The 23,081-nt window shown below is 60.2% G+C and carries 22 protein-coding genes and 2 pseudogenes; 6 read left to right on the plus strand and 18 right to left on the minus strand.

The features are described from left to right. Positions 1 to 102 precede the first annotated feature (102 nt). From V7Z56_RS10330 to V7Z56_RS10345, 4 genes are all read right to left on the minus strand, one after another. Positions 103 to 1,233 carry a LysM peptidoglycan-binding domain-containing protein gene (locus V7Z56_RS10330; protein ID WP_334129346.1) on the minus strand — a complete coding sequence of 377 codons (1,131 nt, stop codon included), beginning with the start codon at positions 1,231 to 1,233 and terminating at the stop codon, positions 103 to 105. A gap of 93 nt (positions 1,234 to 1,326) precedes the next feature. Next, complete coding sequence (locus tag V7Z56_RS10335; protein ID WP_334129347.1) at positions 1,327 to 2,229, minus strand: c-type cytochrome; 903 nt, start codon at positions 2,227 to 2,229, stop codon at positions 1,327 to 1,329. Between the two features lie 41 nt (positions 2,230 to 2,270). Beyond that, positions 2,271 to 2,741, minus strand: a complete 471-nt coding sequence (locus V7Z56_RS10340) for a c-type cytochrome (RefSeq protein ID WP_334129348.1) — start codon at positions 2,739 to 2,741, stop codon at positions 2,271 to 2,273. A gap of 80 nt (positions 2,742 to 2,821) precedes the next feature. Beyond that, positions 2,822 to 3,190 carry a hypothetical protein gene (locus V7Z56_RS10345; protein ID WP_334129349.1) on the minus strand — a complete coding sequence of 123 codons (369 nt, stop codon included), beginning with the start codon at positions 3,188 to 3,190 and terminating at the stop codon, positions 2,822 to 2,824. 30 nt (positions 3,191 to 3,220) lie between these two features. Between V7Z56_RS10345 and V7Z56_RS10350 the strand changes: the two genes are divergently transcribed. Together V7Z56_RS10350 and V7Z56_RS10355 are read left to right on the plus strand one after the other, a co-directional pair. After that, positions 3,221 to 3,805 carry a TIGR00730 family Rossman fold protein gene (locus tag V7Z56_RS10350; protein WP_334129350.1) on the plus strand — a complete coding sequence of 195 codons (585 nt, stop codon included), beginning with the start codon at positions 3,221 to 3,223 and terminating at the stop codon, positions 3,803 to 3,805. A gap of 101 nt (positions 3,806 to 3,906) precedes the next feature. Continuing rightward, entirely contained in the window at positions 3,907 to 5,121 is a 1,215-nt protein-coding gene (locus V7Z56_RS10355; RefSeq protein WP_334129351.1) for an NADP-dependent isocitrate dehydrogenase, read from the plus strand. A gap of 319 nt (positions 5,122 to 5,440) precedes the next feature. Here V7Z56_RS10355 and recA read toward each other — a convergent pair whose 3' ends face one another. From recA to V7Z56_RS10415, 13 genes and pseudogenes are all read right to left on the minus strand, one after another. Beyond that, on the minus strand, positions 5,441 to 6,523 hold the full coding sequence (recA, locus tag V7Z56_RS10360) for a recombinase RecA (protein ID WP_443023780.1): 1,083 nt from the start codon (positions 6,521 to 6,523) through the stop codon (positions 5,441 to 5,443). A 376-nt stretch (positions 6,524 to 6,899) separates the two neighbouring features. Then, positions 6,900 to 7,028 (minus strand): RHS domain-containing protein, encoded by a 129-nt coding sequence (locus V7Z56_RS10365; RefSeq protein WP_334129353.1) that lies wholly within the window; start codon positions 7,026 to 7,028, stop codon positions 6,900 to 6,902. 74 nt (positions 7,029 to 7,102) lie between these two features. Next, positions 7,103 to 7,408 carry a hypothetical protein gene (locus V7Z56_RS10370; protein ID WP_334129354.1) on the minus strand — a complete coding sequence of 102 codons (306 nt, stop codon included), beginning with the start codon at positions 7,406 to 7,408 and terminating at the stop codon, positions 7,103 to 7,105. Continuing rightward, on the minus strand, positions 7,405 to 7,839 hold the full coding sequence (locus V7Z56_RS15680) for a polymorphic toxin type 37 domain-containing protein (RefSeq protein WP_443023792.1): 435 nt from the start codon (positions 7,837 to 7,839) through the stop codon (positions 7,405 to 7,407). Before V7Z56_RS15680 ends, V7Z56_RS10370 begins: the two co-directional genes overlap by 4 nt. Further along, positions 7,837 to 8,028 (minus strand): annotated as a pseudogene (locus V7Z56_RS15685) (RHS repeat-associated core domain-containing protein); the annotation flags it as partial. The pseudogene V7Z56_RS15685 and the gene V7Z56_RS15680, both read right to left, overlap by 3 nt. Before the next feature lie 71 nt (positions 8,029 to 8,099). Then, complete coding sequence (locus tag V7Z56_RS10380; RefSeq protein ID WP_334129355.1) at positions 8,100 to 8,651, minus strand: carboxymuconolactone decarboxylase family protein; 552 nt, start codon at positions 8,649 to 8,651, stop codon at positions 8,100 to 8,102. After that, complete coding sequence (locus V7Z56_RS10385; RefSeq protein WP_334129356.1) at positions 8,648 to 9,520, minus strand: carbon-nitrogen hydrolase family protein; 873 nt, start codon at positions 9,518 to 9,520, stop codon at positions 8,648 to 8,650. Before V7Z56_RS10385 ends, V7Z56_RS10380 begins: the two co-directional genes overlap by 4 nt. Next, on the minus strand, positions 9,517 to 11,193 hold the full coding sequence (locus V7Z56_RS10390; protein ID WP_334129357.1) for an ABC transporter ATP-binding protein: 1,677 nt from the start codon (positions 11,191 to 11,193) through the stop codon (positions 9,517 to 9,519). The genes V7Z56_RS10385 and V7Z56_RS10390 overlap by 4 nt, the downstream gene beginning before the upstream one ends. After that, complete coding sequence (locus V7Z56_RS10395) at positions 11,190 to 12,059, minus strand: ABC transporter permease (protein WP_334129358.1); 870 nt, start codon at positions 12,057 to 12,059, stop codon at positions 11,190 to 11,192. Before V7Z56_RS10395 ends, V7Z56_RS10390 begins: the two co-directional genes overlap by 4 nt. Then, entirely contained in the window at positions 12,059 to 13,000 is a 942-nt protein-coding gene (locus V7Z56_RS10400) for an ABC transporter permease (RefSeq protein ID WP_334129359.1), read from the minus strand. Before V7Z56_RS10400 ends, V7Z56_RS10395 begins: the two co-directional genes overlap by 1 nt. A 78-nt stretch (positions 13,001 to 13,078) precedes the next feature. Next, positions 13,079 to 14,665: an ABC transporter substrate-binding protein gene (locus tag V7Z56_RS10405; protein ID WP_334129361.1), complete on the minus strand. Its 1,587-nt coding sequence runs from the start codon at positions 14,663 to 14,665 to the stop codon at positions 13,079 to 13,081. Between the two features lie 26 nt (positions 14,666 to 14,691). Next, positions 14,692 to 16,170 carry a M81 family metallopeptidase gene (locus V7Z56_RS10410; protein WP_334129362.1) on the minus strand — a complete coding sequence of 493 codons (1,479 nt, stop codon included), beginning with the start codon at positions 16,168 to 16,170 and terminating at the stop codon, positions 14,692 to 14,694. 13 nt (positions 16,171 to 16,183) lie between these two features. Next, positions 16,184 to 17,509, minus strand: coding sequence for an aspartate aminotransferase family protein (locus V7Z56_RS10415; protein WP_334129363.1), 1,326 nt, complete (start codon positions 17,507 to 17,509; stop codon positions 16,184 to 16,186). 249 nt (positions 17,510 to 17,758) lie between these two features. On the opposite strand from V7Z56_RS10415, the gene V7Z56_RS10420 reads away from it, so the two are divergent. From V7Z56_RS10420 to V7Z56_RS10440, 4 genes and pseudogenes are all read left to right on the plus strand, one after another. Then, positions 17,759 to 18,649 carry a MurR/RpiR family transcriptional regulator gene (locus V7Z56_RS10420; RefSeq protein WP_334129364.1) on the plus strand — a complete coding sequence of 297 codons (891 nt, stop codon included), beginning with the start codon at positions 17,759 to 17,761 and terminating at the stop codon, positions 18,647 to 18,649. Between the two features lie 150 nt (positions 18,650 to 18,799). Then, a pseudogene (locus tag V7Z56_RS15690) lies at positions 18,800 to 19,765 on the plus strand (PDR/VanB family oxidoreductase). Positions 19,766 to 19,839: 74 nt separating this feature from the next. Continuing rightward, on the plus strand, positions 19,840 to 21,108 hold the full coding sequence (locus V7Z56_RS10435) for a glycerate kinase type-2 family protein (protein ID WP_334129367.1): 1,269 nt from the start codon (positions 19,840 to 19,842) through the stop codon (positions 21,106 to 21,108). A 39-nt stretch (positions 21,109 to 21,147) separates the two neighbouring features. After that, the gene (locus V7Z56_RS10440; RefSeq protein WP_334129368.1) at positions 21,148 to 22,065 is read left to right on the plus strand and encodes a glutaminase; all 918 of its coding nucleotides are present in this window, start codon (positions 21,148 to 21,150) and stop codon (positions 22,063 to 22,065) included. 22 nt (positions 22,066 to 22,087) lie between these two features. Here the strand turns inward: V7Z56_RS10440 and V7Z56_RS10445 are convergent, their stop codons facing one another. After that, entirely contained in the window at positions 22,088 to 23,080 is a 993-nt protein-coding gene (locus V7Z56_RS10445) for a PhnD/SsuA/transferrin family substrate-binding protein (protein WP_334129369.1), read from the minus strand. Position 23,081 lies beyond the last annotated feature (1 nt).

The following is a 23,081-nucleotide window of genomic DNA, read 5'->3' on the forward strand; positions in this document are numbered from 1 at the left end:
GATTGTGCTTTGAAAATAGCGGCAGGCTCGTGCGGAGCCCGCCTTGATGCAACTATAATGAAATGCGGCGCGACGACCCTGTACGGCTGCCCGTCGCGCGGTTCAATTCTTTTTCGGCAGCGTGAAGATCTGGCCCGGAAAAATCAGGTCCGGATCGCGGATCTGGTTCTGATTTGCCTGATAGATCACGGTGTATTCCATCCCCTCGCCATAGACGCGGCGGGCAATGCGCCAGAGGCTGTTACCCGGCTGGACAATGGCGCTGAGCTCGCCGCGGGCCTGCGCGAGCACCACATCGCCCGGCTCCGCCTTCTGGAACGGCAGCTCAATGCGCGAGATCACCTTGTTCTTGCTGTCCAGCTGATCGACGCGCAGCGTGTGGTTACCGGGCGGGAGCGACTGATCGGGGATAAGCGTCCAGTTCCCCTCCGCATCCACGGTCGCCGTCCCGACCGGTTTGTTGTTCATATAGACGATGATCTTGTTGCCAGGCTGCCCGCGGCCCGAAAGTTCAAGCTCGCCCGCATCATCGTAATTCACGGCGCCGAGCGACAGATCCTTGGCGGCGGATACGTCGCCTTTCGCCTCCGGCACCTGCAGCAGCTTCGATGCCTGCTCGCCGCCCGCCGCCTCATCCTTCGGCACCAGCATGGCGATGGCCGGCTCACGCTCGTCAAGCGGCGCGGTGCAGTCGGGCACGTTCATGATGACGAATGATCCGGATTCGAGCGTCGCACCGTCCGGATTTACCGCCGTCAGATTGATCGTCTGCGATCCCGCAGGCAGTGACTGATCGGACGTGAATACCCATTCGCCGGACGCCGATGCCGTCGCCTCGCCAAGGCGCATCTCGCCGACGGTAAGCGCCACAACCGCGTTCGGCACGGCCCGGCCGGCGGCAACAAGATCACATTCACGGTTGATGCGGATGATATCGAAGCTTGGCCGGAGCGCCGCGAGACGCTGCGCCTCTGCATCGCCGGGATCATCGAGTTTCTTGTCAACGACCTCCGCATTGCTGTTTGTCTCGTCGCGGCTTTCGGCCTCCGTGCCGCCGCTCTCGCCCGCCCCGTCGCTGCCGCTTTGCGATGCGGCGTCGCTTCCTTCCTCGGCGGGCTTTGCCGTTTCAATCGTCCCCTGTTCCGCCGGGCCGAAAAAGAGGTCGCCCCGGTGATAAAGAAAGAGCCCCGCTATAAAAAGCAGCAGGATCGCCAGAATAACAAATACGCGCACCGGAGCCTCGCTGGTTAACCATTCTCGGGCGTCATTATGAACGCCTGTCTCCCGTCACGCAATCCTTAGTGAAACAGGCGCAATCCTTTACGCTTATTGTTTTTCACTGCCGAGTGGCGGAATGCTTTTAAGATATGCCGCGATCGCTTCGAGATCCGCGTCTGTCAGCTTGGAAAGGCCGTGTTCGATCGCCTCGGCCATGCTGCCCTGCACATTGTCGAAATCCGGCATCATGCCCTCGCGGAGCAGGGTCACGATATCGCCCTCGCTCCAGTCGCCGATCCCGCTTGCCGTATCGGGCGTGATATTCGGCACCCGCTCACCGTCCGGACCGTTCGCGGTTCCGCCGAGATAACGATCCCTTTTCAGGCCACCCAGCATGTTGCGCGGCGTATGGCATTCGCCGCAATGGGCCAGGGCCTCGACAAGATAGCCGCCGCGCGCCACAGCCTCGCTCGCGCCGGCCGGCGGCTGAAACGGGCCTGCATCGAAAAACAGCAGGCGCCAGCCCCATTGCAGCCACCGCCATGAGAAAGGCGCCGGCAGATCGTGACGGCGGTTCTCCGCCGCGACCGGTGGCAGCGACATCAGATAGGCCTTGATGGCAAGCGCATCGGCATCGGTCATCTTGGTGTAGCTGGTATAGGGGAAGGCCGGGAAAAGGTAATGGCCCGCCGGGCTGATCCCCTCTTTCAGGGCGCGGAGAAAGTCCGTATCCGACCAGCCGCCAATCCCCGTTTCCGTATCGCCCGTAATATTCGGGGAATAGAAGGTGCCGAAGGGCGACTCAATGGCGCGCCCGCCGGCAAAGGGCTGGCCACCGTTCTTTACATCCGTATGACAGCCATAGCATCCGCCGGCCGCCGTCAGATAGGCGCCCCGCTCAACATCTGTCGCTCCGCTCGCCGCCGCGCCGGCCGTTTGCGCCGCGGCAAGAGCCGGCAAAAAGAAAAGCGCGATGAGGGGGAGCAGTGATGCCCCCCTCTTTTTCAGCATAGCGCTCTCGACGCGCGCCCGTCTGAAGATGCGCATGGCACTCAGTCTTTGGGTTTACGGAACTGCTTGTGACAGGTTCCGCAGGCGCCGCCCGTTTCTTTCAGCGCGGCGCCAATGGCATCGGCATTCCCGCTTTCCACCGCGACAACGAGCTGATCACTTGCAGCCTGCAACCTGGCGATATCAGCGTCAAATTCGGCCTTGTGCTCGGCGCTCCAGATTTCCGGCTTGGCGCGCGATGCCTCAACGCCCGATCCTTCCGGGAACAGGCTCGCCAGATTATCGGCGATCGCGGCAACTTCTTTCGCATTGCCGATCAGCGCGTCGCTATACGCGACCTCCCCTTTTGCAAATTTACCGAGCGCGCCCATATTGGCGCCGAGCTTCTTCATCTCGGCGATCCGGTGATCGGCGTCCGCGTTCCCCGTGCTGTCGTTGGCCATCACACCACCCGAGAACAGCAAAGCCCCTGTCAAAATCACGGCCAGCGACCGCGCAATTTTCATTTTCATATAGCCCTCCAAAGTTAAAACACGCGACAACCTGCACCCGAACCCTGGACCAGGATATCGCCCTCCCGTGTGGCGCCGGCCTACTCCGGCAATGCCACCTCCATCTCCGCACCGCCATATCCATGAACGGTATCATGCGCGCGCAGCCGCACCTTTTCCACATGCATCGGCAGCGACAGCGTCATCGAGCGCGTAAACGGCTGCTCATCGTCATGGGGATGCATGATCGTCCGGCTACCGAGCATATTGCCCTCCAGGTCAAGCACCTCCCAGCGATCGACATAGTGATCCCATCCCTCGTCCTTATGCTGAACCGTAACGGTAAACCGATAGGCGTCCGCATTGACCTTCACGATCTGGACATCGACGATGTCCGCCATGCCGGCGAGCAGGAGGCTTGACGTGAAGGTCAGGGACACGCACATAACACTGGCTATGAGAAGTTTCATATCTTTCCTTTTGCCGGTATAATCTGCGCCATGATCAAGACAAAATCCCTTTGCGTTTATTGCGGATCCAGGCGGCCCCGGGATCCGGCACATATCGACGCGGCGAAAGCCCTTGGCAGGGCGCTCGCCGCGAATGGAATTCGGCTGGTCTATGGTGGCGGGCGGGTTGGCCTGATGGGCGTTATCGCCGACGCCACGCTGGACGCCGGAGGACAGGTTATCGGTATTATTCCCGCTCATCTACATGATATTGAAGTCGGTCACAAGAAATTGACGGAATTACATGTGGTTGACAGCATGCATGCGCGCAAGGCCAGGATGTTCGAGATGTCGGATGCCTTCGCCATTCTGCCGGGCGGCCTCGGCACGCTGGATGAGACGTTCGAGATGATCACCTGGCGGCAGATCGGCCTGCATGACAAGCCCATTCTCCTCGTCAACTATCAGGATTACTGGGGGCCGCTGCTTTCGCTGATCACGCATATGGTCAATGCCGGATTCGTTGAGCGCGAGGCGCACCGCTATTTCACCGTGATCAGTGAACTCGCCGAGATCATCCCTGCCCTCGGCCGCGCGCCGGAAACCGAAATAAAGGCCGATATCTCCAAATTCTAGCGCAAAAGCGGTTTTTTTCACGGTTCGGCTTGCACTGTTTGCCCGCAATGATATTTTGCAGCCGAAGAGTTTAAATAGCACAGGCTGAGAAGGAAGTTCACATGGCCAAAATTAAAGTCAAAAATCCGGTTGTAGAGCTGGATGGCGACGAAATGACCCGGATCATCTGGGCCTTCATCAAGGACAAACTTATCCTCCCCTATCTCGATATCGATCTGAAATATTACGATCTCGGCATGGAAGCGCGCGATGCGACCGACGATCAGATCACGATCGACGCCGCCAATGCCATCAAGAAATACGGCGTCGGCGTCAAATGCGCGACCATCACCCCCGATGAGGCGCGGGTTGAGGAGTTCGGCCTGAAGAAAATGTACCGCTCCCCGAACGGCACGATCCGCAATATTCTCGGCGGCACCGTGTTCCGCGAGCCGATCATCTGCTCCAACGTGCCGCGGCTCGTGCCGGGCTGGACGGATCCGATCGTTATCGGCCGTCATGCCTTTGGCGATCAGTACCGCGCGACCGATATGGTGGTGAAGGGTCCGGGCAAGCTGACCATGAAGTTCGAGCCCGCCGACGGCAGCCCGGCGCAGGAATTTGAGGTCTTTGACTTCCCCTCGGGCGGCGTTGCCATGAGCATGTATAACCTTGATGAGTCCATCCGCGGTTTCGCCAGGGCCTGCATGAACTACGGACTCAATCGGGGCTGGCCGGTCTATCTTTCCACGAAGAACACCATCATGAAGGCCTATGACGGCCGCTTCAAGGACCTGTTCGAAGAAGTCTTCAACAATGAGTTCAAGGACAAGTTCGACAAGGCGGGCCTGACCTATGAGCACCGCCTGATCGATGACATGGTCGCCTGCGCCATGAAATGGTCCGGCAAATATGTCTGGGCCTGCAAGAACTACGACGGGGACGTGCAGTCAGACACGGTGGCACAGGGCTTCGGCTCGCTCGGCCTGATGACATCGGTTTTGATGACGCCGGACGGGCAAACGGTAGAGGCCGAAGCGGCGCACGGTACCGTGACGCGGCATTACCGCATGCATCAGCGCGGCGAGGAAACCTCGACCAACCCGATTGCCTCGATCTTCGCCTGGACACGGGGCCTGATGCACCGCGCCAAGCTCGATGGCAATGCGGAGCTTCAGAAGTTTGCGGAATCCCTTGAGAAGGTCTGCGTCGCAACCGTCGAAGGCGGCGAGATGACCAAGGACCTTGCGCTGCTGGTCGGCCCCGATCAGCCATGGCTGACCACCAACCAGTTCCTCGATGCGCTGGACGCAAATCTGCGAAAAGAAATGGCGTAACCAGAAGGCGCCAATGATGAAAAGCCGGCCCAAGCGCCGGCTTTTTTATTTCCCGGTCGAAACGGATGGTCGCGGGCGCCGATAACCGCGGCAGGCGGTAACGGCACGAATTGACGCCCATGCTGCCCCCGATATGAGACATTGCACCCTGTGCATTCGTCGCCTGCCGGCGGGGCCGCAACCAGGCCGCTCACGCAAGGGCGGCCTTTCTTTCGTCCCGCTTCCCGCGGCTCTATCGTGACGGCCCGCAACGTCGCTCAACAAAATAAAAAACCCCGGTAAAAGCCGGGGTTCGTTATGTCGCATTTCTCGGGCGCACTCAATCGTCCGTGAACTTGTCTCCCTCGTCATCCGCGTCGGGCATGCCCTGCAGCGCTTCGGAGAGAACGCCTGCGTTCGCCCGGATCTTCTGTTCGATCGCCTCGGTCATTTCCGGATTTTCCTTCAGGAACAATTTTGCCTGTTCGCGCCCCTGCCCGATCCGCTGGCTGTCGTAGGAATACCATGAGCCCGACTTCTCGATAATATCGGCCTTCACCCCGAGATCGAGAATTTCGCCCGTCTTGGAAATGCCCTCGCCATACATGATGTCGAACTCCACCATCCGAAATGGCGGCGCCACCTTGTTCTTGACCACCTTGACGCGGGTCTGGTTGCCGACCACCTCATCTTTCACCTTGATCTGGCCGATGCGGCGGATATCGAGCCGCACCGAGGCATAAAATTTCAACGCATTGCCGCCAGTTGTGGTTTCGGGGCTGCCGAACATCACGCCGATCTTCATGCGGATCTGGTTGATGAAGATCACCATGCAGTTGGAGCGGGAAATGGACCCCGTCAGCTTGCGAAGCGCCTGGCTCATCAGCCGCGCCTGCAATCCGACATGCGTATCGCCCATCTCGCCCTCGAGTTCGGCCTGCGGCACCAGCGCGGCAACGCTGTCGACAACCAGCACATCGACCGCGCCCGAGCGGACCAGCGTATCGGTGATTTCCAGCGACTGCTCCCCCGTGTCGGGCTGGGAGATCAGCAGCTCATCCAGATTGACACCGAGCTTGCGCGCATAGACCGGATCCAGCGCATGTTCCACGTCGATAAAGGCGCACGTTCCGCCCTGGCGCTGCGCTTCGGCAATCACATGCAGCGCAAGGGTCGTTTTACCCGAGCTTTCCGGCCCGTAAATCTCAATTACCCGCCCCTTCGGCAGACCGCCGATGCCAAGCGCGATATCAAGCCCGAGCGAGCCCGTGGGGATAGCGGCGACATCCAGCGTTTCCCGCTGCCCAAGCCGCATTACCGATCCTTTTCCGAACGCCCGATCGATCTGGCTCAACGCCGCTTCTAACGCTTTTTTCTTGTCCATGCTACCTGCTTCAACGAGTTTTAAAGCTGTGCTCACCATCAATCTCCCCTTATTTCACAGGCCCGTAGCGGATGCAACTGCCTTTAATGTACATGTTTTGTTCTCATTTGCAAGATTTTTTTAATCATTTGATTTCAATACGATAACGCCAGCAAGTTCAAATTTTGTTCTCGATATATCAGAAAATTATCACAAATGCGTGTGCGGACCCGATCCGGAAAGGGGACGGAATCATCCGGGCCGGAAAACGCTGACCGGAATATTTGTTTTCCAAATAGCTCCCTTTTACATCACCGAAATTGCAAAATCTTCGGGCGGATTGCGAATTATCGGCAAAATCGCGGGCCTTGCGGGCCGGGGGATCGGAAAAGATGAAACCATCGGGCTGGATCGATTGAAAGCCGCCGCCAAACTTTTAGGAGCAAAAGCATAATCGAATAACCTTAAACCCGAACGGCAGGAAGCTCGCGTCCCAGACGATGTTGCGGTCCGCATCCGTCATCTTCTGCGGCGCGCCCAGATGATCGGGATGGAAGAAGTTCATCTCCTCTCCGTCATTGGAGACGAACTTGATCGCGTCGGCAAAGACCTAGAGAAATCTACTACCAGCCATACATACTACTTAAATACGTCTTCGTACCAATATTGAATGGGATCAGAAAACCATTTAGAAAATTTTCCGGTATTAAATACCTTCAGTTGTTTTTTCTCGATTTTGTATCTGTGAAATAATGCAATGATGCTTCTGAGATCAGTTTCATTCAATTTTTTCATATCAACCGTCATGAAAAGCGATCTACCTTCCCCAAAGTAATTTGAAATAGAGGGAATTTTCTCTATCCATTCAAAAAAGGCACTTTCGTCATTCGGGCCAAAATACATGACACTATATGCTTCCAATTCAACTTCTTCAATTTTACTCATTTTCTTTTACCACTTTTCTTTCCTCCGCGTCTCTTGCCGCCAGGGTGTACATTAACATAACCCCCTCCTGGGTATTGTACATCCCAATGCGGCCCTCCATACGCACCTTCTCCAGTTGGCACCCAAACGCCCCCATCTGCTGCCGGCCAGCCTTTTCCGGGGCCATTCGGGTTAGGTACGCGCCCATCCTTATCGGCATTTTTCGGGCGTTTCTTCGGCGGTACATAACCATCCTCTGGCCCCGGTTTACCCGGAGCTGGAACCGCGTGTAGAGGCGGCGGAGCATATCCTTTCTTAGACCCAAACTTGTGCAGGGATAAAACACTAGAAATGTCGAGGTTGATTTTGCATTGCTTCGGGTCTTCTTCACGCAAAAGATCATATATGATAACGCCGCCAACGATCAAAGCACCTACAACGGGAACGACCACGGCAGCAAATTGCCCCTCCGGATCGACATAGTTCACCGGATTGCCGCTGACATAGCCGTAGGTGTTGATCCCGCCTGCAAGGCCGATGGGATCGGATTGCAGGTAGCGGCCGGTGGTGGGGTCGTAGTCGCGGAAGTAGTTGTAGTGAAGACCCGTCTCCGCCTCCAGCCGCTGGCCGGGGAAGCGGTTATCGTTCGCGGCAGAGCCGATAAGGCTGTCCTCCTCCCTGAAGGGCTTCGGTGCGCTGGCGCAGACGCCCGTCAGTCCGTCGGCGCTTTGCCGAGCTTCTCGGCCACATCGGTATCAAGCGGCGTCTCGTAGGTGAGGAGCAGATATCCGAGAACGCTGTAAAAGCCGACCGTCGCGATAAGATCGAAAACCGCCTCATGCCCGAGCGAGGCGGCAAGCTCCTGCTCCAGTTCGGGCGGCAGGTGATAGAGATCGAACAGCGCATCGACCGCCCGGGCGATCAGCCCGTCCTCCCCTTCCGGCGTGTTCCTCACGGCCTCGATCCGCGCGTCGCTCATGCCAAGGAGGCGCGCCCGGTGGACGTGATGCGACCATTCATAAGAGGAGCCGAGGCGATGCGCGGCCCTCAGTATGACAATCTCTGAACGCTCGGGCCCGAGGGCGCTGTCCTTGACAATATGCTGGCGCAGCGGCGCCCAGGCACGCAAAAGCGCCGGATGATACGCCATCGTCCGATAGACATTGAGCTGCCCGGCAAAGCCATCCTTCAGATCGGCAATCTCCGCGGGCCAGTCGGCGTCCGCAATCGGCGGCCGGGGAGAGCTCGTCACTTCCTTGCTCATCGCGTTTCCTCCGCAAGCGCTTTTGCGTAGACATGCGGCGCGCGGTCCGCCCAGATGCCGGTGAAGCCGCGATAGGTGGCAATCCGGCTGAGATCGATATCGACGCGGAGGACATCCTCGCGGTCATGATCGAGCGCGCCGAGGATCGTGCCGTCCGGCCCGGCCGCGCAGGAGCGGCCGAAGAAACGGAAATTGCCGTGCACCCCGGCGCGGTTGCAGCTGAGAAAAAAGATTCCGTTTTCCGCCGCCCGGGTATACACACGGTGGATAAACAGGCCGTCATCGGCGACCGGCTCCCCGTCTCGCCCGAAAGAGGCCCAGACAGAGGTAACCACCTGCGCGCCCTTCATGGCGAGAATGCGGGTGATCTCGGGAAAGCGAATGTCGTAACAGATCTGCATCCCGAGCGGCGTCGCCGCCATATCAAAAACATCAATCCGCTCCCCCGGACGGAAGTAGAGCTTTTCATTCTGCCACTGATGCACCTTGTCATAGCGGCCGAGGACGCCGCCCGGCCCGATCAGCAGCGAGGAGTTGCGGATCACGCCCGCGAGCACCGCATCGCGGAGCGCGAGACCGGCAACGATGTAAACGCCCTTCTCCTCGGCAAGCGCAGCAAGGCTCCCGATCTCCTCCCCCGCCGGATCGGCTGACGCATCGACCAGCGCGGCCGCGTAGTTCGGAACGTTGCTCACAAAGGGCGATCCGGGCGCCGGCGGCTCGACATAGCCGGTATTGGAAAGCTCGGGGAAAAGGATGAGATTGCTCCCCGCCTCCGCTTCCGCCGCCACGAACGCGCGCATTCGGGCAAAATTCTCGGCCGGCGCGAGCGGTTTGACATCCATCTGGACAAGCGATGCCCGGATCATACGACTTCCTCCCTTTCAATTCGGCGGCCGCGTTCAAAATCCCAGCCGAGTCCCGGCACGGCATCGATCAGCGCTTTTGTATATTCATGCAGCGGATTGGCGAGAACGTCGGCCGCCGCCCCTATCTCGACCACCTCGCCCCGGCGCATCACCATCACCTCGTCGCAGACCTGCGCGGCGACGCGAAGGTCGTGGGTGATGAACAGCATGGCAAGATTACGCCGTTTCTGGATTTCAGCAAATAGGTCAAGCACCTGCGCCTGCACCGTCACATCGAGGGCGGAGACCGCTTCGTCCGCGACAATGACGTCGGGCTCCATGATCAGCGCCCGGGCGATAGCAAGACGCTGGCGCTGGCCGCCGGAGAACTGATGCGGATAGCGGTTGAGAACGGATTTCGAGAGCCCGACAACTTCGAGAAGTTCGCCGGCGCGTTTCAGGGCGGAGGCGCGCGATTCGCCGAGATTGAGCGCGCCTTCGATCAGGCTGTCGCCAATGCGGATGCGCGGGTTGAGCGAGCGGTTGGGATCCTGAAAGACCATCTGCACGGTCCGCCGCGCCGGCGCAAGCGCGCGCTGACCGGAAAGCCCGGCGATATCCTCGCCCTTGATCAGGATTTGACCGCCCGTCGGATCCTCAAGGCGGAGGAGACAACGGGCAACCGTCGATTTGCCGGAGCCGCTCTCGCCGACGATGCCGAGCGTGCGGCCTTTCTGAAGCGCGAAGCTCGCCTCTTTCACCGCATGGACGGAGTGAGACGCACGCCCGAACAGGCGGCCGAACGTCGAGCCGATGACAAATTCTTTATGCAGCCCTTTCACCTCTATTACGGGTGCCGGTGAAAGGGCTGCATTCTGTGGCCGCGGAACCAGGGAGGGGACTGCGGACAGCAGATCGCGGGTATAGTCGGCCTGCGGATTGCCAAGCACCGCATCAACGCTGCCATGTTCGACAATCTCGCCCTTGCGCATGACGCAGACGCTGTCGGCGATATCGACCACAACACCCATGTCGTGAGTGATGAAAAGGACCGCCGTCTGCTGTTCGCGCTGCAGCTCACGGATCAGGTTCAGGATCTGCTTCTGCGTCGTCACATCGAGGGCCGTCGTTGGCTCATCGGCGATCAGCAGCTTCGGCTTCAGCGCAAGCGCCATGGCAATCATCACCCGCTGGCGCTGCCCGCCGGAGAGCTGGTGCGGATAGCTGTCGTAGATGCGCTCGGGGTCCGGCAGACGCACTGAGTCCAGCGCATCCAGCACCATCTGGCGGCGGGCTTTCGCGCCGAGCTTTTTATGCGCGCGGAACACCTCGTCGAGCTGCAGGCCGATTTTCAGCACCGGGTTAAGGGCGGTCATCGGCTCCTGAAAGATCATCGCCATTTCAAGGCCGCGGAGCGCCCGGGTGCGCGCCGGCTTGGCGTGGAGGATATCCTCGCCGTTCAGCAGCACTTCGTCTGCGGTCGCGACCAGTTCCTCCTTCGGCAGCAGGTCCATGGCGACGAGCGAGGTTACTGATTTTCCCGATCCGCTCTCACCGACAAGGCACATCACCTCGCCCGGGCGGATATCGAAGCTGATCCCTTTCAGGATCTCTTCTCCGTTCGCGTCCCGCGTCTTTACCCGAAGATCCCGGACCGAGAGTATATAATCCTGCTTAGCCGCTGTCCGGGTCATGGCGCGTTCCTGTTTTTCATTTTGGGATCGAGCCAGTCGCGGAGCGCATCGCCAAGAAGGTTGATCGACAGGATGCAAAGCGACAGCACGATCGCCGGCCAGAAGATCAGCCACGGGTTCAGTGCGAAATATAGCCGCCCCTCGGCCATGATATTGCCCCAGCTCGGCATCTCCGCCCCGATCCCGACGCCGAGGAAGGAAAGCGCAGCTTCCGTGAGAATGGCGCCGGCGTAGATGAAAGTGCCCTGGACGATCATCGGCGCGTAGGTTGCGGGCAGGAGATGCTTCCAGATGATCTTGAGCGGCGAGGTGCCGAGCAGCACCGCAGCATCGACAAAGGTTTCACTCCGCACCGCTATCACGCGCGAGCGGACAAGCCGGACCACATGCGGGATCTCGGGCAGCATTATGGCGAAAATAACCGTGCCAAGACCGGCATTGGTGAGCGCGACAATAGCAATGGCGAGCAGGATACTCGGGATCGCCATCAGCCCGTCCATAATCCGCATCAGAATACTGTCGATCCAGCGGAACCAGCCGGCGAGCAGCCCAAGCGGCATGCCAATCAGGATGCATCCAAGCGCCACCCCGCCGCCGACGATCAGCGAGATACGCGCCCCGTATACGACGCGGGAGAAAAGGTCGCGGCCATAGCTGTCGGTGCCCATCCAGTAGACGTCGGAGCTTGGCTTCAGGCGCATTGCCGAATTCAGCTTCGTCGGCTCGAAATTGGCGATATAGGGGGCGAACACCGCCATGATGACGATCGCCACGAGGATGAGGATCGCGAGCAGGGTGAGCCAGTGCGGCCGGTTGGCAAGCAGGCGCCGGCGCGGCATCTCATCGCTGTAGTTCGAGACACTCATCAGTAGCGGATCCTCGGGTCGGTCAGGGCGTAAGAGAGATCGATCAGCAGGTTGATCACCACATAGACACCCGATGTCAGCAGAATGATCGCCTGAATGACGGGATAGTCGCGGGCAAGGACTGCATCAATGACGAGCCGGCCGAGACCCGGGATGTTGAAGACGCTTTCCGTCACCACGACGCCCGAAATCAGCATCGCGAAGCTGCCGCCGATCACGGTAAGGATCGGGATCGCCGCGTTGCGAAGCGCGTGACGGAACAGCACCAGCCACTCGGAGAGCCCCTTGGCCCGCGCGGTGCGGACATAATCCTCGCGCAGCACCTCCAGCATCGATCCCCGCGTCATGCGGGAGACGAGAGCGATGAAGATCGAGGCAAGGGCAAGGCCCGGCAGGATCAGCCGTTCGATAAAGGGCAGAAAGCCGCCCGCGAGCGGACGATAGCCCTGCACCGGGAACAGCTTCAGATTGACCGCGAAAATAGAGATCAGAACATAGCCGATGACAAAGACGGGGATCGAGAAACCGATCACCGAGATGATCATCACGGCGCGGTCGGTCAGTCCGCCGTGCCGCCATGCCGCAAAGACGCCAAGCGGCACCGCAATGATGATGGTGATGACCATGGTGACGAGTGTGAGCGCGAGGGTCGGCTCAAGCCGCTGGGCAATCAATGTCAGCACCGGCTGGTTGGAGATGAGCGAGATGCCGAAATCACCCTTCAGCAGATTGCCCATCCAGGTGAAAAACTGCGACGTCAGCGATCCGTCGAGGCCGAGATTGCGGCGGATAGCGGCAAGCTGTTCGGGCGTCGCGAGCTCACCGGCGATCATCAGCGCCGGATCGCCCGGCGCAAGACGCAACAGCAGGAAGACGAAAACGGCGACAAACAGCATGACCGGAACGGCCATGATCACCCGTTTCAGAAAATATTGCGCCATGCGTTTCTCTTCCCTCTCTCAATCAGGGGGTCGGAACCGCGTCATCGAAGGGGCGGTTCCGTATCCCGGGGGGTGCCGTCAGTCCTTGGTGATGTTCCAGAACTGCAGGACCATCCCCGGCACAATCCCGTCAACATTGCTGCGCCATGCGGAGGCGCCGCGGAACTCGCCGCCGTTGAAGTAGAACGCCTGATCATAAGCGATCTGCTGGATCTCGCGGGCAATTTTCTTCTGCTCTTCCAGATCCGTCGAGGCGATATACTGGCCACGCAGCGCTTCCACTTCCGGGCTGATGCGCCAGCCGGCCCAGGCGTTCGCATCGCCCGTCCCATCGATCAGCGGATTGGCGAGCGGGTTCCAGATGCCTTCAACGCCCCAGAAGGTGAAGAACATGTTCCAGCCGCCGTCGGCAACCGCGTTCTGGCTGTCCTTACGGGCCTGCAGGCTAGCCCAGTCCATCGGCACCACATCGACCTTGAAGCCGGCCTCCCTCAGGCGCTCGGCCGCGACAATCGGCTGCGAATTGAGGCTTGCAAGATCGGTCGGCTGCATCATCAGGATGGGCGTGCCGTCATAGCCGGCTTCCGCAAGCAGCTTTTTGGCCTTTTCCATGCGCTCTTCGGCAGGGCCGTCGAGATATTCATGGCCCGCATCGGACGCGAGCGGGACCGTGCAGCCATAAGAGGAGGCGCAGAGCGTGTAGTAATCCGGATTGCCGATGGCGGTGGCAAGAAGCTGCTCCTGATCCAACGCATACATGGCGGCGCGGCGGATATTCACATCACTGAACGGCGGCTGCGTGTGGTTGAACTGCCCGGTCAGCTGCGATCCGACCGGCTTGGTGTCGCCAACCACGATATCGCTGTCGGTCTCAAGCAGCGGTAGCAGGTCAATGGGGACATTCTCGACGATATCCACATCGCCCGACATCAGCGCATTCAGCGTCGTCTGCGTATCGGGCATGACATTCCACACCACCCGGTCAACTTTCACCACCTTGCCGCCGGCAGAACCGCTCGCCGGCTCGTCGCGCGGGATATAATCCTCATTCTTCACATAGACCGCACGGACGCCGGGCTGGAACTCATCGGCGACGAATTTAAACGGGCCGGAGCCGATCATGTCCTTGATCTGCTCCCCTTCCGGCAACTCGGCAAGCCGCTTTGGCATCATGAAGGCCGGGATCGGCGAGGGCTTCGCCAAAAGATCCGGCAGCGGACCGAAGGCTGTTTCGAGCTTGATCACGAAGCTGTTGTCCGAGACGGCCTCGATGGAGCTCACATATTCCATCATCTTCCGGCCGGCGCCGTCAAATTTTCCCCAGCGTTCGAGCGATGCAACGCAGTCGGCCGCCGTCACCGGCGCACCGTCATGCCATTTCAGGCCGTCGCGGAGCGTAAAAGTATAGGTGAGCTTGTCGTCGGAGGTCGTGTAGGACGCCATCTGCGGCTGCACCATCAGATCGTCATCAAGCCCGAGCAGCGTGTCGAACACCATAAAGCCGTGGGTGCGGGTGATACGGGCCGTGCTGACGCTCGGATCCAGCGCCCGGAGCGGCGCATGTACAACCGCGTTCAGCGTCGTCTCCGCCTTTGCCGGCACGGCGAGAAGCGGCACGGCCACGGCCGCAACGAGCAGGGAAGTTATCGTCGGCAATAGTCTCATTTTCTCTCTCCTGTCAGTTTATCTACTTAGCGGGTAATTTCCGGGGACTCGCACCAAGGATACACACGCGACTTGTCCAGTTGGCGATAGGGGATCAGATTGACGTCGGCAGGTCCGAGGTCGGGCGTGTCGACCACAAGGATGCGGTCCGCTGCCGGTTCATAGAAATCCCGGAAGTGGGTCTTGGAGCGGAGCAGGATCACATCGTAATCTTCCGGCTTCTCGCCAAAGATGTAGAAAGGATCGCCATCAATCGCGAAGGCGAACTGCGAGACGACCGAAATGCGGATATTACCGATTTGCAGGAGCGCGGTATTGCCAAGATCGACCGGCGCGCCATGCTGCATCTTGCCGGTGATGCGATAGCTTTTCGGACCCGCCCAGAGGATACGCGCCGTCGTCTCGACCGGCCCGCCCGTCTCCGGCGAAGTGCGTCCGGCAAGACGTACGCGAATTTCCGCCCCCTCACCCTCTTCCACGGCCTGCGCCGCCGTTTCGGGGCAGAAGAGGAAGGGAACGTTGACGCGCCCGACATCCCGCGTCAGCAAGGCTTTCAGAAGATGCGTCGAATCATTCATCCGGTCGGCATGCTCGAGCAGCACGACGGGTTTCTGCGCGCCCGGTCGCGCCTCAAGATCGGCGAGCGCCGTTTCGACATTATAGATCGGGATGGCGTTTGAGATCTCCCGGCGCAGATCATGCAGCCGCTTCGCAATCCGCAGCGCCTTTTCCTCCGCCGCTGCCTGCCCGTCCCAGTCGACGCAGACGACCGCCATGCCCGTGTTCGGCGAATCCGCGTAAGAAAAGCCAGCCATGACCGAGATATCGCAGTCATTCGCCGCCTCAATCGCCCTTGCTTCTGCAATGACGCTTGCGAGTGGTTCAAGTTTTGTCGCAGATAAAATCGACGGAATAACGATGCCGGGTTTGGCGACGGCAAGGCCGGGCTTCCTCCCCTCCTTCAGGATGCGAAGGAGCGCCTTCGTTGCCCGCTCCCCCGTCTCGCCCATGTCGATATGCGGCGAATGTCGATAGGCGACGGCCGCATCGACATTACGGAAGCTCTTGCTGTCCACATTGCCGTGATAGTCGAGCGCGACAGTCATCGGGATTTCGGGAAAAGCCTCGCGCACGCGGTCCAGCACATGCCGCTCGACATCCTCATAGCCCGGCGCCCAGCAGGCGCCATGCAGGAAGAGAACGATGCCGTCGAGATCACCTGTAGATTTGAGGCCCCCGACAATCTCGCGCGTCATAAACTCGATTGCCTCGTCAGAGGCCGGTCCGAGCGCGCCGATCAACGCCTGGACGATAGGAACGACCGTCATCTTCTCCTCTTCCAGCACCTTGAGGCAACCGCCCGCCACCGTGTTGGTGCCGCGAAAGCGCTCCACAATTTCCTGCCCGCACGCGAGGCGGTTCTCGAAATCGGCCTTCGTACTGATGACCGGCACAGCCGTTACCGATTCCAGCATGAACCCGGCAAACGCGATGCGATATCCCATTAACTCCTCCTTGTCATTCGGTCGTTGACGCCTTGATGGCATCCGCCACCCGCTCGGCAATCCTGTCGATTTCGTCAGGCGTTACGATATAGGGCGGCGCCAGCAGCACGTGATCGCCCTGCCGGCCATCAATGGTGCCACCCATCGGGTAGCAAAGCAGGCCGCGGTCCATGGCCGCGCGCTTGACGCGCGCATGCATTTTGAGCGATGGGTCGAACGGGGCTTTACTGTCGCGATCGGCGACCAGCTCGATCCCCCGGAACAGCCCCCTGCCCCGGATATCGCCGACAAACGGCGACTGGCCGAGCAGCGAACCAAGCCCTTCCTGCAGCCGCTCGCCCATCCGGCGAACATTTTCGAGCATGGCGGGATCGGCAACGAGATCGACCAACTTGTTCGCGGCCGCAGCAGCAATCGGATGGCCGATATAGGTATGGCCGTGCTGGAAGAAGCCGGAGCCGTCGCGGAACGCGTTATATATCCTGCCACTCAGAAGCACCGCGCCGATCGGCTGGTAGCCGCCGCCAAGGCCTTTCGCGATGGTCATGAGATCGGGCGCAATACCGTCCTGCTCGCAGGCGAACAGAGTTCCCGTCCGGCCCATGCCGCACATCACCTCATCGAGAATAAGCAGCACGCCATATTTATCGCAAACCCGCCGGACGCCCTGGAAATAGTCGGCCTCGGCGGCAACTGCGCCCATCGTGGCGCCGACCACGGGCTCGGCGACGAATGCCATCACCTGATCACTGCCAAGCTCAAGGATTTTCGCCTCCAGCTCGGCAACCAGCCGCGCCGCATAGTCGCTCGCCGTCTCGCCCTCCTGCTTCTCGCGATAGGCGTAATAAGGCGAGACATGGTGCGTTTCCGGCAAGATCGGCTTGAACGGCTCCCGCCGCCAGGCATTGCCCCCGGCCGCGAGCGCGCCGATGGTGTTGCCATGATAGCTTTGCCGGCGCGCGATGATATGGCGGCGCTCAGGCTCGCCGATCTCGACGAAATACTGGCGCGCCATTTTAAGCGCCGCTTCAACCGCTTCCGACCCGCCGGAGACGAGATAGAGATAATCAAGATCGCCGGGCGCGAGATCGGTCAGCTTCACGGCCAGCTCTTCCGCCGCCTCGGTGGTGAAAAAGGAGGTATGCGCGTAGCTGATCTTCGCCATCTGCTCCTGCATGGCGCGAACCACCTCCGGGTGATTATGGCCAAGGCAACTGACCGCCGCGCCGCCGGATCCGTCGATATATTCCCGCCCCTCCGTATCCATAATATAGATGCCCCGGCCGGACACGGCGGTGCGGGGAGCGGGACCGATAGTGCGGTGGAGAATGCGGGTCATCTCTGGTTCCATTTTGGGCAGGCCGATCCTCAAAATCGCGTCTGCCGCGTGAAGGTGCGTGAAACATAATGTTAAAACATTTGTTTCATCATTAGATATAAAGAAACACTGGCAGTCAATACGAGAGTGTATGAAACAGTTGAATGATCGGTCGCCGGGAAATAATCTTTCAAACTTGCGCTATATGTTTTAGATATTGCGACATGTTCGAAAAAGTCGTCCGGTGAGAGCCAACGGAAAGGGAGACAAATGTTTCAGAAATCCGATACGCGAGGGCGCATCATCGAACGATTCGACGAAATGTCCGAACAGCTGCAAACGGCGGCGCGCTATATCCTCGATCATCCACAGGAGGTGGCGCTCGTCTCGATGCGGGAGCTCTCGAAAAAAGCCGGTGTCCAGCCCGCCACAATGACGCGCCTCGCGAAATTCCTCGACCTTGAGGGATATCACGAGATCCGTGAACATTACGCGGCGGAGATCCGGTATCAGAGCGAGGGGTTTGCCGCCAAGGCGCGGGAGGTGAGCGTCAGCAATTCCGAAACCGGAAGCGACAATCTTGCCCTCTCCGTCCTGCAGGGGCTTGCCAACCAGATCCTGCGGCTCTGCCAGACCGAGACGCTGGAGCGCCTCACCGATATCGCCGACCGGATGAAGGCCGCCCGGCGCATCTATGTACTCGGCCTGCGCTCCTGCCATTCGGTGGCGTGGCACTTCCATTACGTACTCTCCCTGCTCGGCGACAAGACAATCAATCTCGACGGCGCCGCCAACACGGCCGGCGACGGGCTGATCTGGGCGAAAGAAAGCGACCTTCTGCTCGTCATCTCCATCAATCCCTATGTCGTTCAGTCGCTCGATCTTGCCGCCGAGGCGCATCAGAAAGGCATGCAGGTGGTCGCGATCACCGACAGCGAAGTCTCGCCGCTTGTCCCGGTCAGCGATCAGGTAATTTACTGCTCGACGGAAAGCCGGAGCTTTTTTCACACCCTCACCCCCGCCCTTGCCGTGTCGGAAGTGCTCTGCGCCCTGCTCGCCCATCAGGACCGCGAGGGCGCGCTGGATGCGCTGCAGATGGCGGACCGGCACCTGCAATCGATCAATACCTATACGAGCAGCATCCCGCGCCGCCGTATTTGATGCGATATATCGTCGCACTCCGCCCCTGAAGAGGTGCAGGAGGCCCATACCCCGCTCCCGGAGTGCTTCACAAAGCCTCAAGAAGCCTATATCCAAAGATAGGGGCCGCGCCGCGGGCCGGGTTTGCGCTGCGGCAACATCAGGAGATTTATTGTGGCAGAGTTACTGAAAGTCGTTGTCAGCCTGGCACGCCGGGAAAGCGATTCGATCATGCGCTACGAATTGCGCGATCCGGAGGGAAAGCCGCTGCCCGCCTTCACCGCCGGCGCACATATTGATGTGCATCTCTCCGGGGAACTCATCCGTCAATATTCCCTGCTGAACGATCAGGGGGAGCGCGACCGCTACGTTATCGGCGTCCTGAAGGAGAGTGTCGGCCGGGGCGGATCGGCATATTTCCATGACCATATCGGCCAAGGCGATGTGCTGACAATCAGCGCCCCGCGCAACAATTTTCCGCTTCATGAGACGGCAACGAAATCCCTGCTGCTCGCCGGCGGCATCGGGGTCACGCCAATCCTCAGCATGGCGGCGCGGCTCTCGCATCTCGGCGCACCGTTCGAGGTGCATTATTGCGCCCGCTCACGTAAACGCGCCGCCTTCCTGCCGTAGGTTGCGGAAAGCCCCTATCACGGGCAGGTAACGCTGCATTTCGATGATGAAGCGCCGGCGCAACAGCTCGATATTCCACAGCTTCTCGCGACTTACGCGCCGGGGATGCATCTTTATGTCTGCGGTCCGACAGGATTTATGGACGCGGTCATCAAGGAGGCCGAGAAACATTGGCCGGCGGAGGCCGTTCACCGCGAATATTTCACCCTGACCCCACCGGAGCCTGCCCACGGTGAGCGGGCATTTCAGGTGCAAATTGCCAGCAGCGGCGAAATTATCGATGTCGCCGCCGATGAGACCATTGCCGCCGCGCTCAAGCGGCATGGCGTCCCCATCCTCCTCTCCTGCGAACAGGGGATATGCGGGACCTGCATCACCGAGGTGCTGGAGGGCATCCCCGATCACCGCGATGAAGTGCTGACCGATGAGGAACACGCCTCCCACAAGCTGATGACCCCCTGCTGTTCGCGAAGCAAAAGCGATCTGCTGGTACTTGCGCTCTAGGCCCGATCCGGTCATAAATTTCTGCAGGCCGCATTTATCCTGAGGCGGCGACCGATGATCTGAAAGGCTCAGCCATGCCGGCGCGCGCGCCGTTCGACATTTTAAATGAGCTGTTCGAGACGGCGGTCCGCGCGGCCGATCCCATGACCATCCTTCCGGCCCTGCTCGGGCCGCGGCCGGCGGGGCGCCTTGTGGTGATTGGCGCGGGCAAGGCATCGGCCCGCATGGCGGAGGCGGTTGAAAGCGTCTGGGGCCCGTGCGATGGGCTGGTGATTACGCGCTACGGCTACGCCCGCCCCTGCGCCGGGATCGAGATCGCCGAGGCGGGGCATCCGGTGCCGGATGAGGCGGGGGTGCGCGCAACCCGCCGTATCCTTGACATGCTCCGCGAATGCGGCCCGAACGATCACATTCTCAATCTCATCTCCGGCGGCGGCTCGGCGCTTCTGGTCGCGCCGGCAGGCGAAATCTCCCTTGCGGAGAAGCAGGCGCTTACCCATACCCTCCTCGCCTCTGGCGTTGCCATCGATAAAATCAACCTCGTCCGCAAGCATCTCTCGCGCGTCAAAGGCGGGCAGTTGGCGGCCGCCGCTTTCCCCGCGCCAATAACAACTCTGATGATTTCGGATGTCGCGGGCGATGATCCTGCCTCTATCGCCTCCGGCCCGACCGTCGGCGACCCGAGCGTTGCAGCGGACGTCCGCGCCATTCTGGAAAGCATCAAGGCCGATATTCCGGCCTCCGTTGCCGCCGTCCTCGCCGGCGAAACGGGCGTCCTTGCGCCCAATGATCCCCGCCTCTCGCGCGTGACAAACCGGATTGTCGCCTCGCCGGCGCAGTCGCTCTCGGCAGCGGCCGCGCGCGCCCGGAACTATGGCATTGATGTCCGTCTTCTCGGCGATGCGATCGAGGGCGAGGCGCGCGACGTTGGCCGCGAGCAGGCGCGTCTTGCGCTTGAATTGCAGCGGGAAATGACGCCGGAGGATGCCCCGCTCCTGCTGTTGTCAGGGGGCGAATGCACGGTGACGCGGCGGGGCGGCGGCATTGGCGGCCCCAATGCGGAACTTCTGCTCTCGGCCCTCCTCACCCTTGAGGGCGCGCGCGGTATTTTCGCCATTGCGTGCGATACCGACGGCGTCGACGGAGCCGCCGAAGTCGCGGGCGCGGTAATCGGCCCCGACACGCTAAAGCAGGCGGCAGCGGCGGGTCTCGATCCCTCCGCCTGCCTCGAAAATAACGACAGTCACCGGTTTTTTGCCGGCGTGGGGGCGCAGGTGATCCCGGGTCCGACCTTCACCAACGTCAATGATTTTCGCGCCTTCCTCATCACGGCGCCGGAGTAGCGGGAACGTTTGCACCAGATAACCTGGGTGGAGTAACGTATGGATATCGAAAACTTACTGGAGCGCATCAGCGCGGCCGCCCGGGCGGAGACGGATCGCGGCGCGGTCGCCGACTATATCCCCGAACTCGCCCGTATCGATCCGAGCCAGTTCGGCATCAGCGTCTGCCTCGCGAACGGTGCGCAATATTCAGCGGGCGATGCGGCGACGCCCTTTTCTATTCAGAGTATTTCCAAGATTTTCTCCCTCGCCCTGGCTCTCGGCCGTCTCGGCGACAGCCTCTGGCACCGTGTCGGACGGGAACCATCGGGCTACGCCTTCGACTCCATCGTGCAACTCGAATATGAGAAAGGCATTCCCCGCAATCCCTTCATCAATGCCGGCGCGCTCGTCGTGACCGACGCCATCCTCGCCGGAAGCACGCCCGCCGAGACGCTTGGCGAGATGCTCCGCTTTATCCGAACGGCAGCGGATGATGAAGATATCCGTATCAATGAACGGGTCGCGCGGTCGGAGAAAGCGACGGGCGCGCGTAATACCGCGCTTGCCAACTACCTGCTCTCCTACGGCAATATGCATAGCGCTATTGAGCTGACGCTCGGCACCTATTTCCACCAGTGCGCCATCGAGATGACATGTGAACAGCTCGCCCGGTCAGGGCGGTTCCTGATGAACGCGCCGGGCAGCAGCCTTCCACGCCTGATCTCGAGCGCCCGCATTCGCCGCATCAATGCGCTGATGATGACCTGCGGCCAGTATAACGGGTCGGGCGATTTCGCCTTTCGCGTCGGGCTGCCGGGCAAAAGCGGCGTCGGGGGCGGTATTCTCGTCATTGCGCCGAACCGCGCCTCGATCGCCGTCTGGTCGCCGGGACTAAACAGCTACGGCAACTCCAAGCTCGGCACGGAAGCGATGGAGGTCCTGGCAAGAGAAGCCGGCTGGTCGGTCTTCGGATAAGCGCCAGGCTGGCCTTCGCAGGCTACAGACTGTAGCTCTCCAGCGCATTCTTCGGAAACAGCTCCTCGATCGTCACGCGCCGCACCGAGAGGCCCTGGCGGTGGTGATGGTCGAGGAAGGTTTCAATCGTCTTTTCATTGCCATTGATCCCGTAGGACCAGAAATTCTCCCCCATTAGCAAGCGCGCTTTGCGCAAATGGTCTTCAACGAAGGGCATCGTGACTTTCGTTGCCGAGGTATCTTTTAGCATCTCCTCGGCCATCGCTTTCGATGCGCTGAACGCCTTCATCAGCGCGCCCGCAAGAAAGGGATGCTCGGCAAGCAGGCTCCGCCGCACGCCAAGCAAATGCATGATCGGGAAAATGCCTGTCTTCTTCCAATAGGCGCTCGCCGCCTTCACCGTGTTGCCGAACAGCCGGTCAATATCCGGGTGGTGATCGTCATAGCATTTCGGGCTGCGCGGCCCGATAAAGCCGTCAATCTCGCCGCTGATGAGGAGATCATTCAGTGATTTGCCCTCCGGCGCGGGCGTAATCGTGACGTCATCCGGCAGGGTGAAGGCGAGCTTCTCGGGCCGTCCGGCCGAATTCATGCCGCCGCGGATCCAGTGTATGTCGGAGGGCTTTACGCCATATTCATCTTCGAGCAGCGCCCGGGCCCAGACATTTGCGCTCAGCTGATATTCGGCAATGCCGATTTTCCGGCCCTTCAGTTTCTCAGGGGAGTCAATGCCCTTGTCGGTGCGGATATAGATCGCGCTATGGCGGAACGCGCGCGAGAGAAAGATCGGCAGCGCCTGATAGTGGGAGCGATCTTGCGCAATACTGAGAACCTGGCTGGCGAAGGAGACTTCGGAGATATCGAAATCCTGATGGCGGAAGGCGCGAAAAAACATCTCCTCCGGCGTGAGCGCCATAAAAACCGGATCAACCCCGTCAATCTGCACCCGCCCGTCCATCAGCGGCCGGTTCCGGTCATAGTCGCCGATCGCAATCGAAAGCCTCAACTTACCCATG

This window comes from Sneathiella sp., from assembly GCF_036844445.1.
GTDB lineage: Bacteria > Pseudomonadota > Alphaproteobacteria > Sneathiellales > Sneathiellaceae > Sneathiella.

Excerpts from the sequence above, each read along its gene's own strand:
- V7Z56_RS10445 (WP_334129369.1), bottom strand. The coding sequence starts at position 23,080 with ATGGGTAAGTTGAGGCTTTCGATTGCGATCGGCGACTATGACCGGAAC.
- V7Z56_RS10390 (WP_334129357.1), bottom strand. The coding sequence starts at position 11,193 with ATGACCCGGACAGCGGCTAAGCAGGATTATATACTCTCGGTCCGGGAT.
- V7Z56_RS10385 (WP_334129356.1), bottom strand. The coding sequence starts at position 9,520 with ATGATCCGGGCATCGCTTGTCCAGATGGATGTCAAACCGCTCGCGCCG.
- V7Z56_RS10395 (WP_334129358.1), bottom strand. The coding sequence starts at position 12,059 with ATGAGTGTCTCGAACTACAGCGATGAGATGCCGCGCCGGCGCCTGCTT.
- V7Z56_RS10350 (WP_334129350.1), top strand. The coding sequence starts at position 3,221 with ATGATCAAGACAAAATCCCTTTGCGTTTATTGCGGATCCAGGCGGCCC.
- V7Z56_RS10365 (WP_334129353.1), bottom strand. The coding sequence starts at position 7,028 with ATGAACTTCTTCCATCCCGATCATCTGGGCGCGCCGCAGAAGATGACG.
- recA (WP_443023780.1), bottom strand. The coding sequence starts at position 6,523 with ATGGTGAGCACAGCTTTAAAACTCGTTGAAGCAGGTAGCATGGACAAG.
- V7Z56_RS10415 (WP_334129363.1), bottom strand. The coding sequence starts at position 17,509 with ATGACCCGCATTCTCCACCGCACTATCGGTCCCGCTCCCCGCACCGCC.
- V7Z56_RS10340 (WP_334129348.1), bottom strand. The coding sequence starts at position 2,741 with ATGAAAATGAAAATTGCGCGGTCGCTGGCCGTGATTTTGACAGGGGCT.
- V7Z56_RS10410 (WP_334129362.1), bottom strand. The coding sequence starts at position 16,170 with ATGGGATATCGCATCGCGTTTGCCGGGTTCATGCTGGAATCGGTAACG.
- V7Z56_RS10370 (WP_334129354.1), bottom strand. The coding sequence starts at position 7,408 with ATGAGTAAAATTGAAGAAGTTGAATTGGAAGCATATAGTGTCATGTAT.
- V7Z56_RS10380 (WP_334129355.1), bottom strand. The coding sequence starts at position 8,651 with ATGAGCAAGGAAGTGACGAGCTCTCCCCGGCCGCCGATTGCGGACGCC.
- V7Z56_RS10435 (WP_334129367.1), top strand. The coding sequence starts at position 19,840 with ATGCCGGCGCGCGCGCCGTTCGACATTTTAAATGAGCTGTTCGAGACG.
- V7Z56_RS10400 (WP_334129359.1), bottom strand. The coding sequence starts at position 13,000 with ATGGCGCAATATTTTCTGAAACGGGTGATCATGGCCGTTCCGGTCATG.
- V7Z56_RS10335 (WP_334129347.1), bottom strand. The coding sequence starts at position 2,229 with ATGCTGAAAAAGAGGGGGGCATCACTGCTCCCCCTCATCGCGCTTTTC.
- V7Z56_RS10440 (WP_334129368.1), top strand. The coding sequence starts at position 21,148 with ATGGATATCGAAAACTTACTGGAGCGCATCAGCGCGGCCGCCCGGGCG.
- V7Z56_RS10405 (WP_334129361.1), bottom strand. The coding sequence starts at position 14,665 with ATGAGACTATTGCCGACGATAACTTCCCTGCTCGTTGCGGCCGTGGCC.
- V7Z56_RS10345 (WP_334129349.1), bottom strand. The coding sequence starts at position 3,190 with ATGAAACTTCTCATAGCCAGTGTTATGTGCGTGTCCCTGACCTTCACG.
- V7Z56_RS10420 (WP_334129364.1), top strand. The coding sequence starts at position 17,759 with ATGTTTCAGAAATCCGATACGCGAGGGCGCATCATCGAACGATTCGAC.
- V7Z56_RS10355 (WP_334129351.1), top strand. The coding sequence starts at position 3,907 with ATGGCCAAAATTAAAGTCAAAAATCCGGTTGTAGAGCTGGATGGCGAC.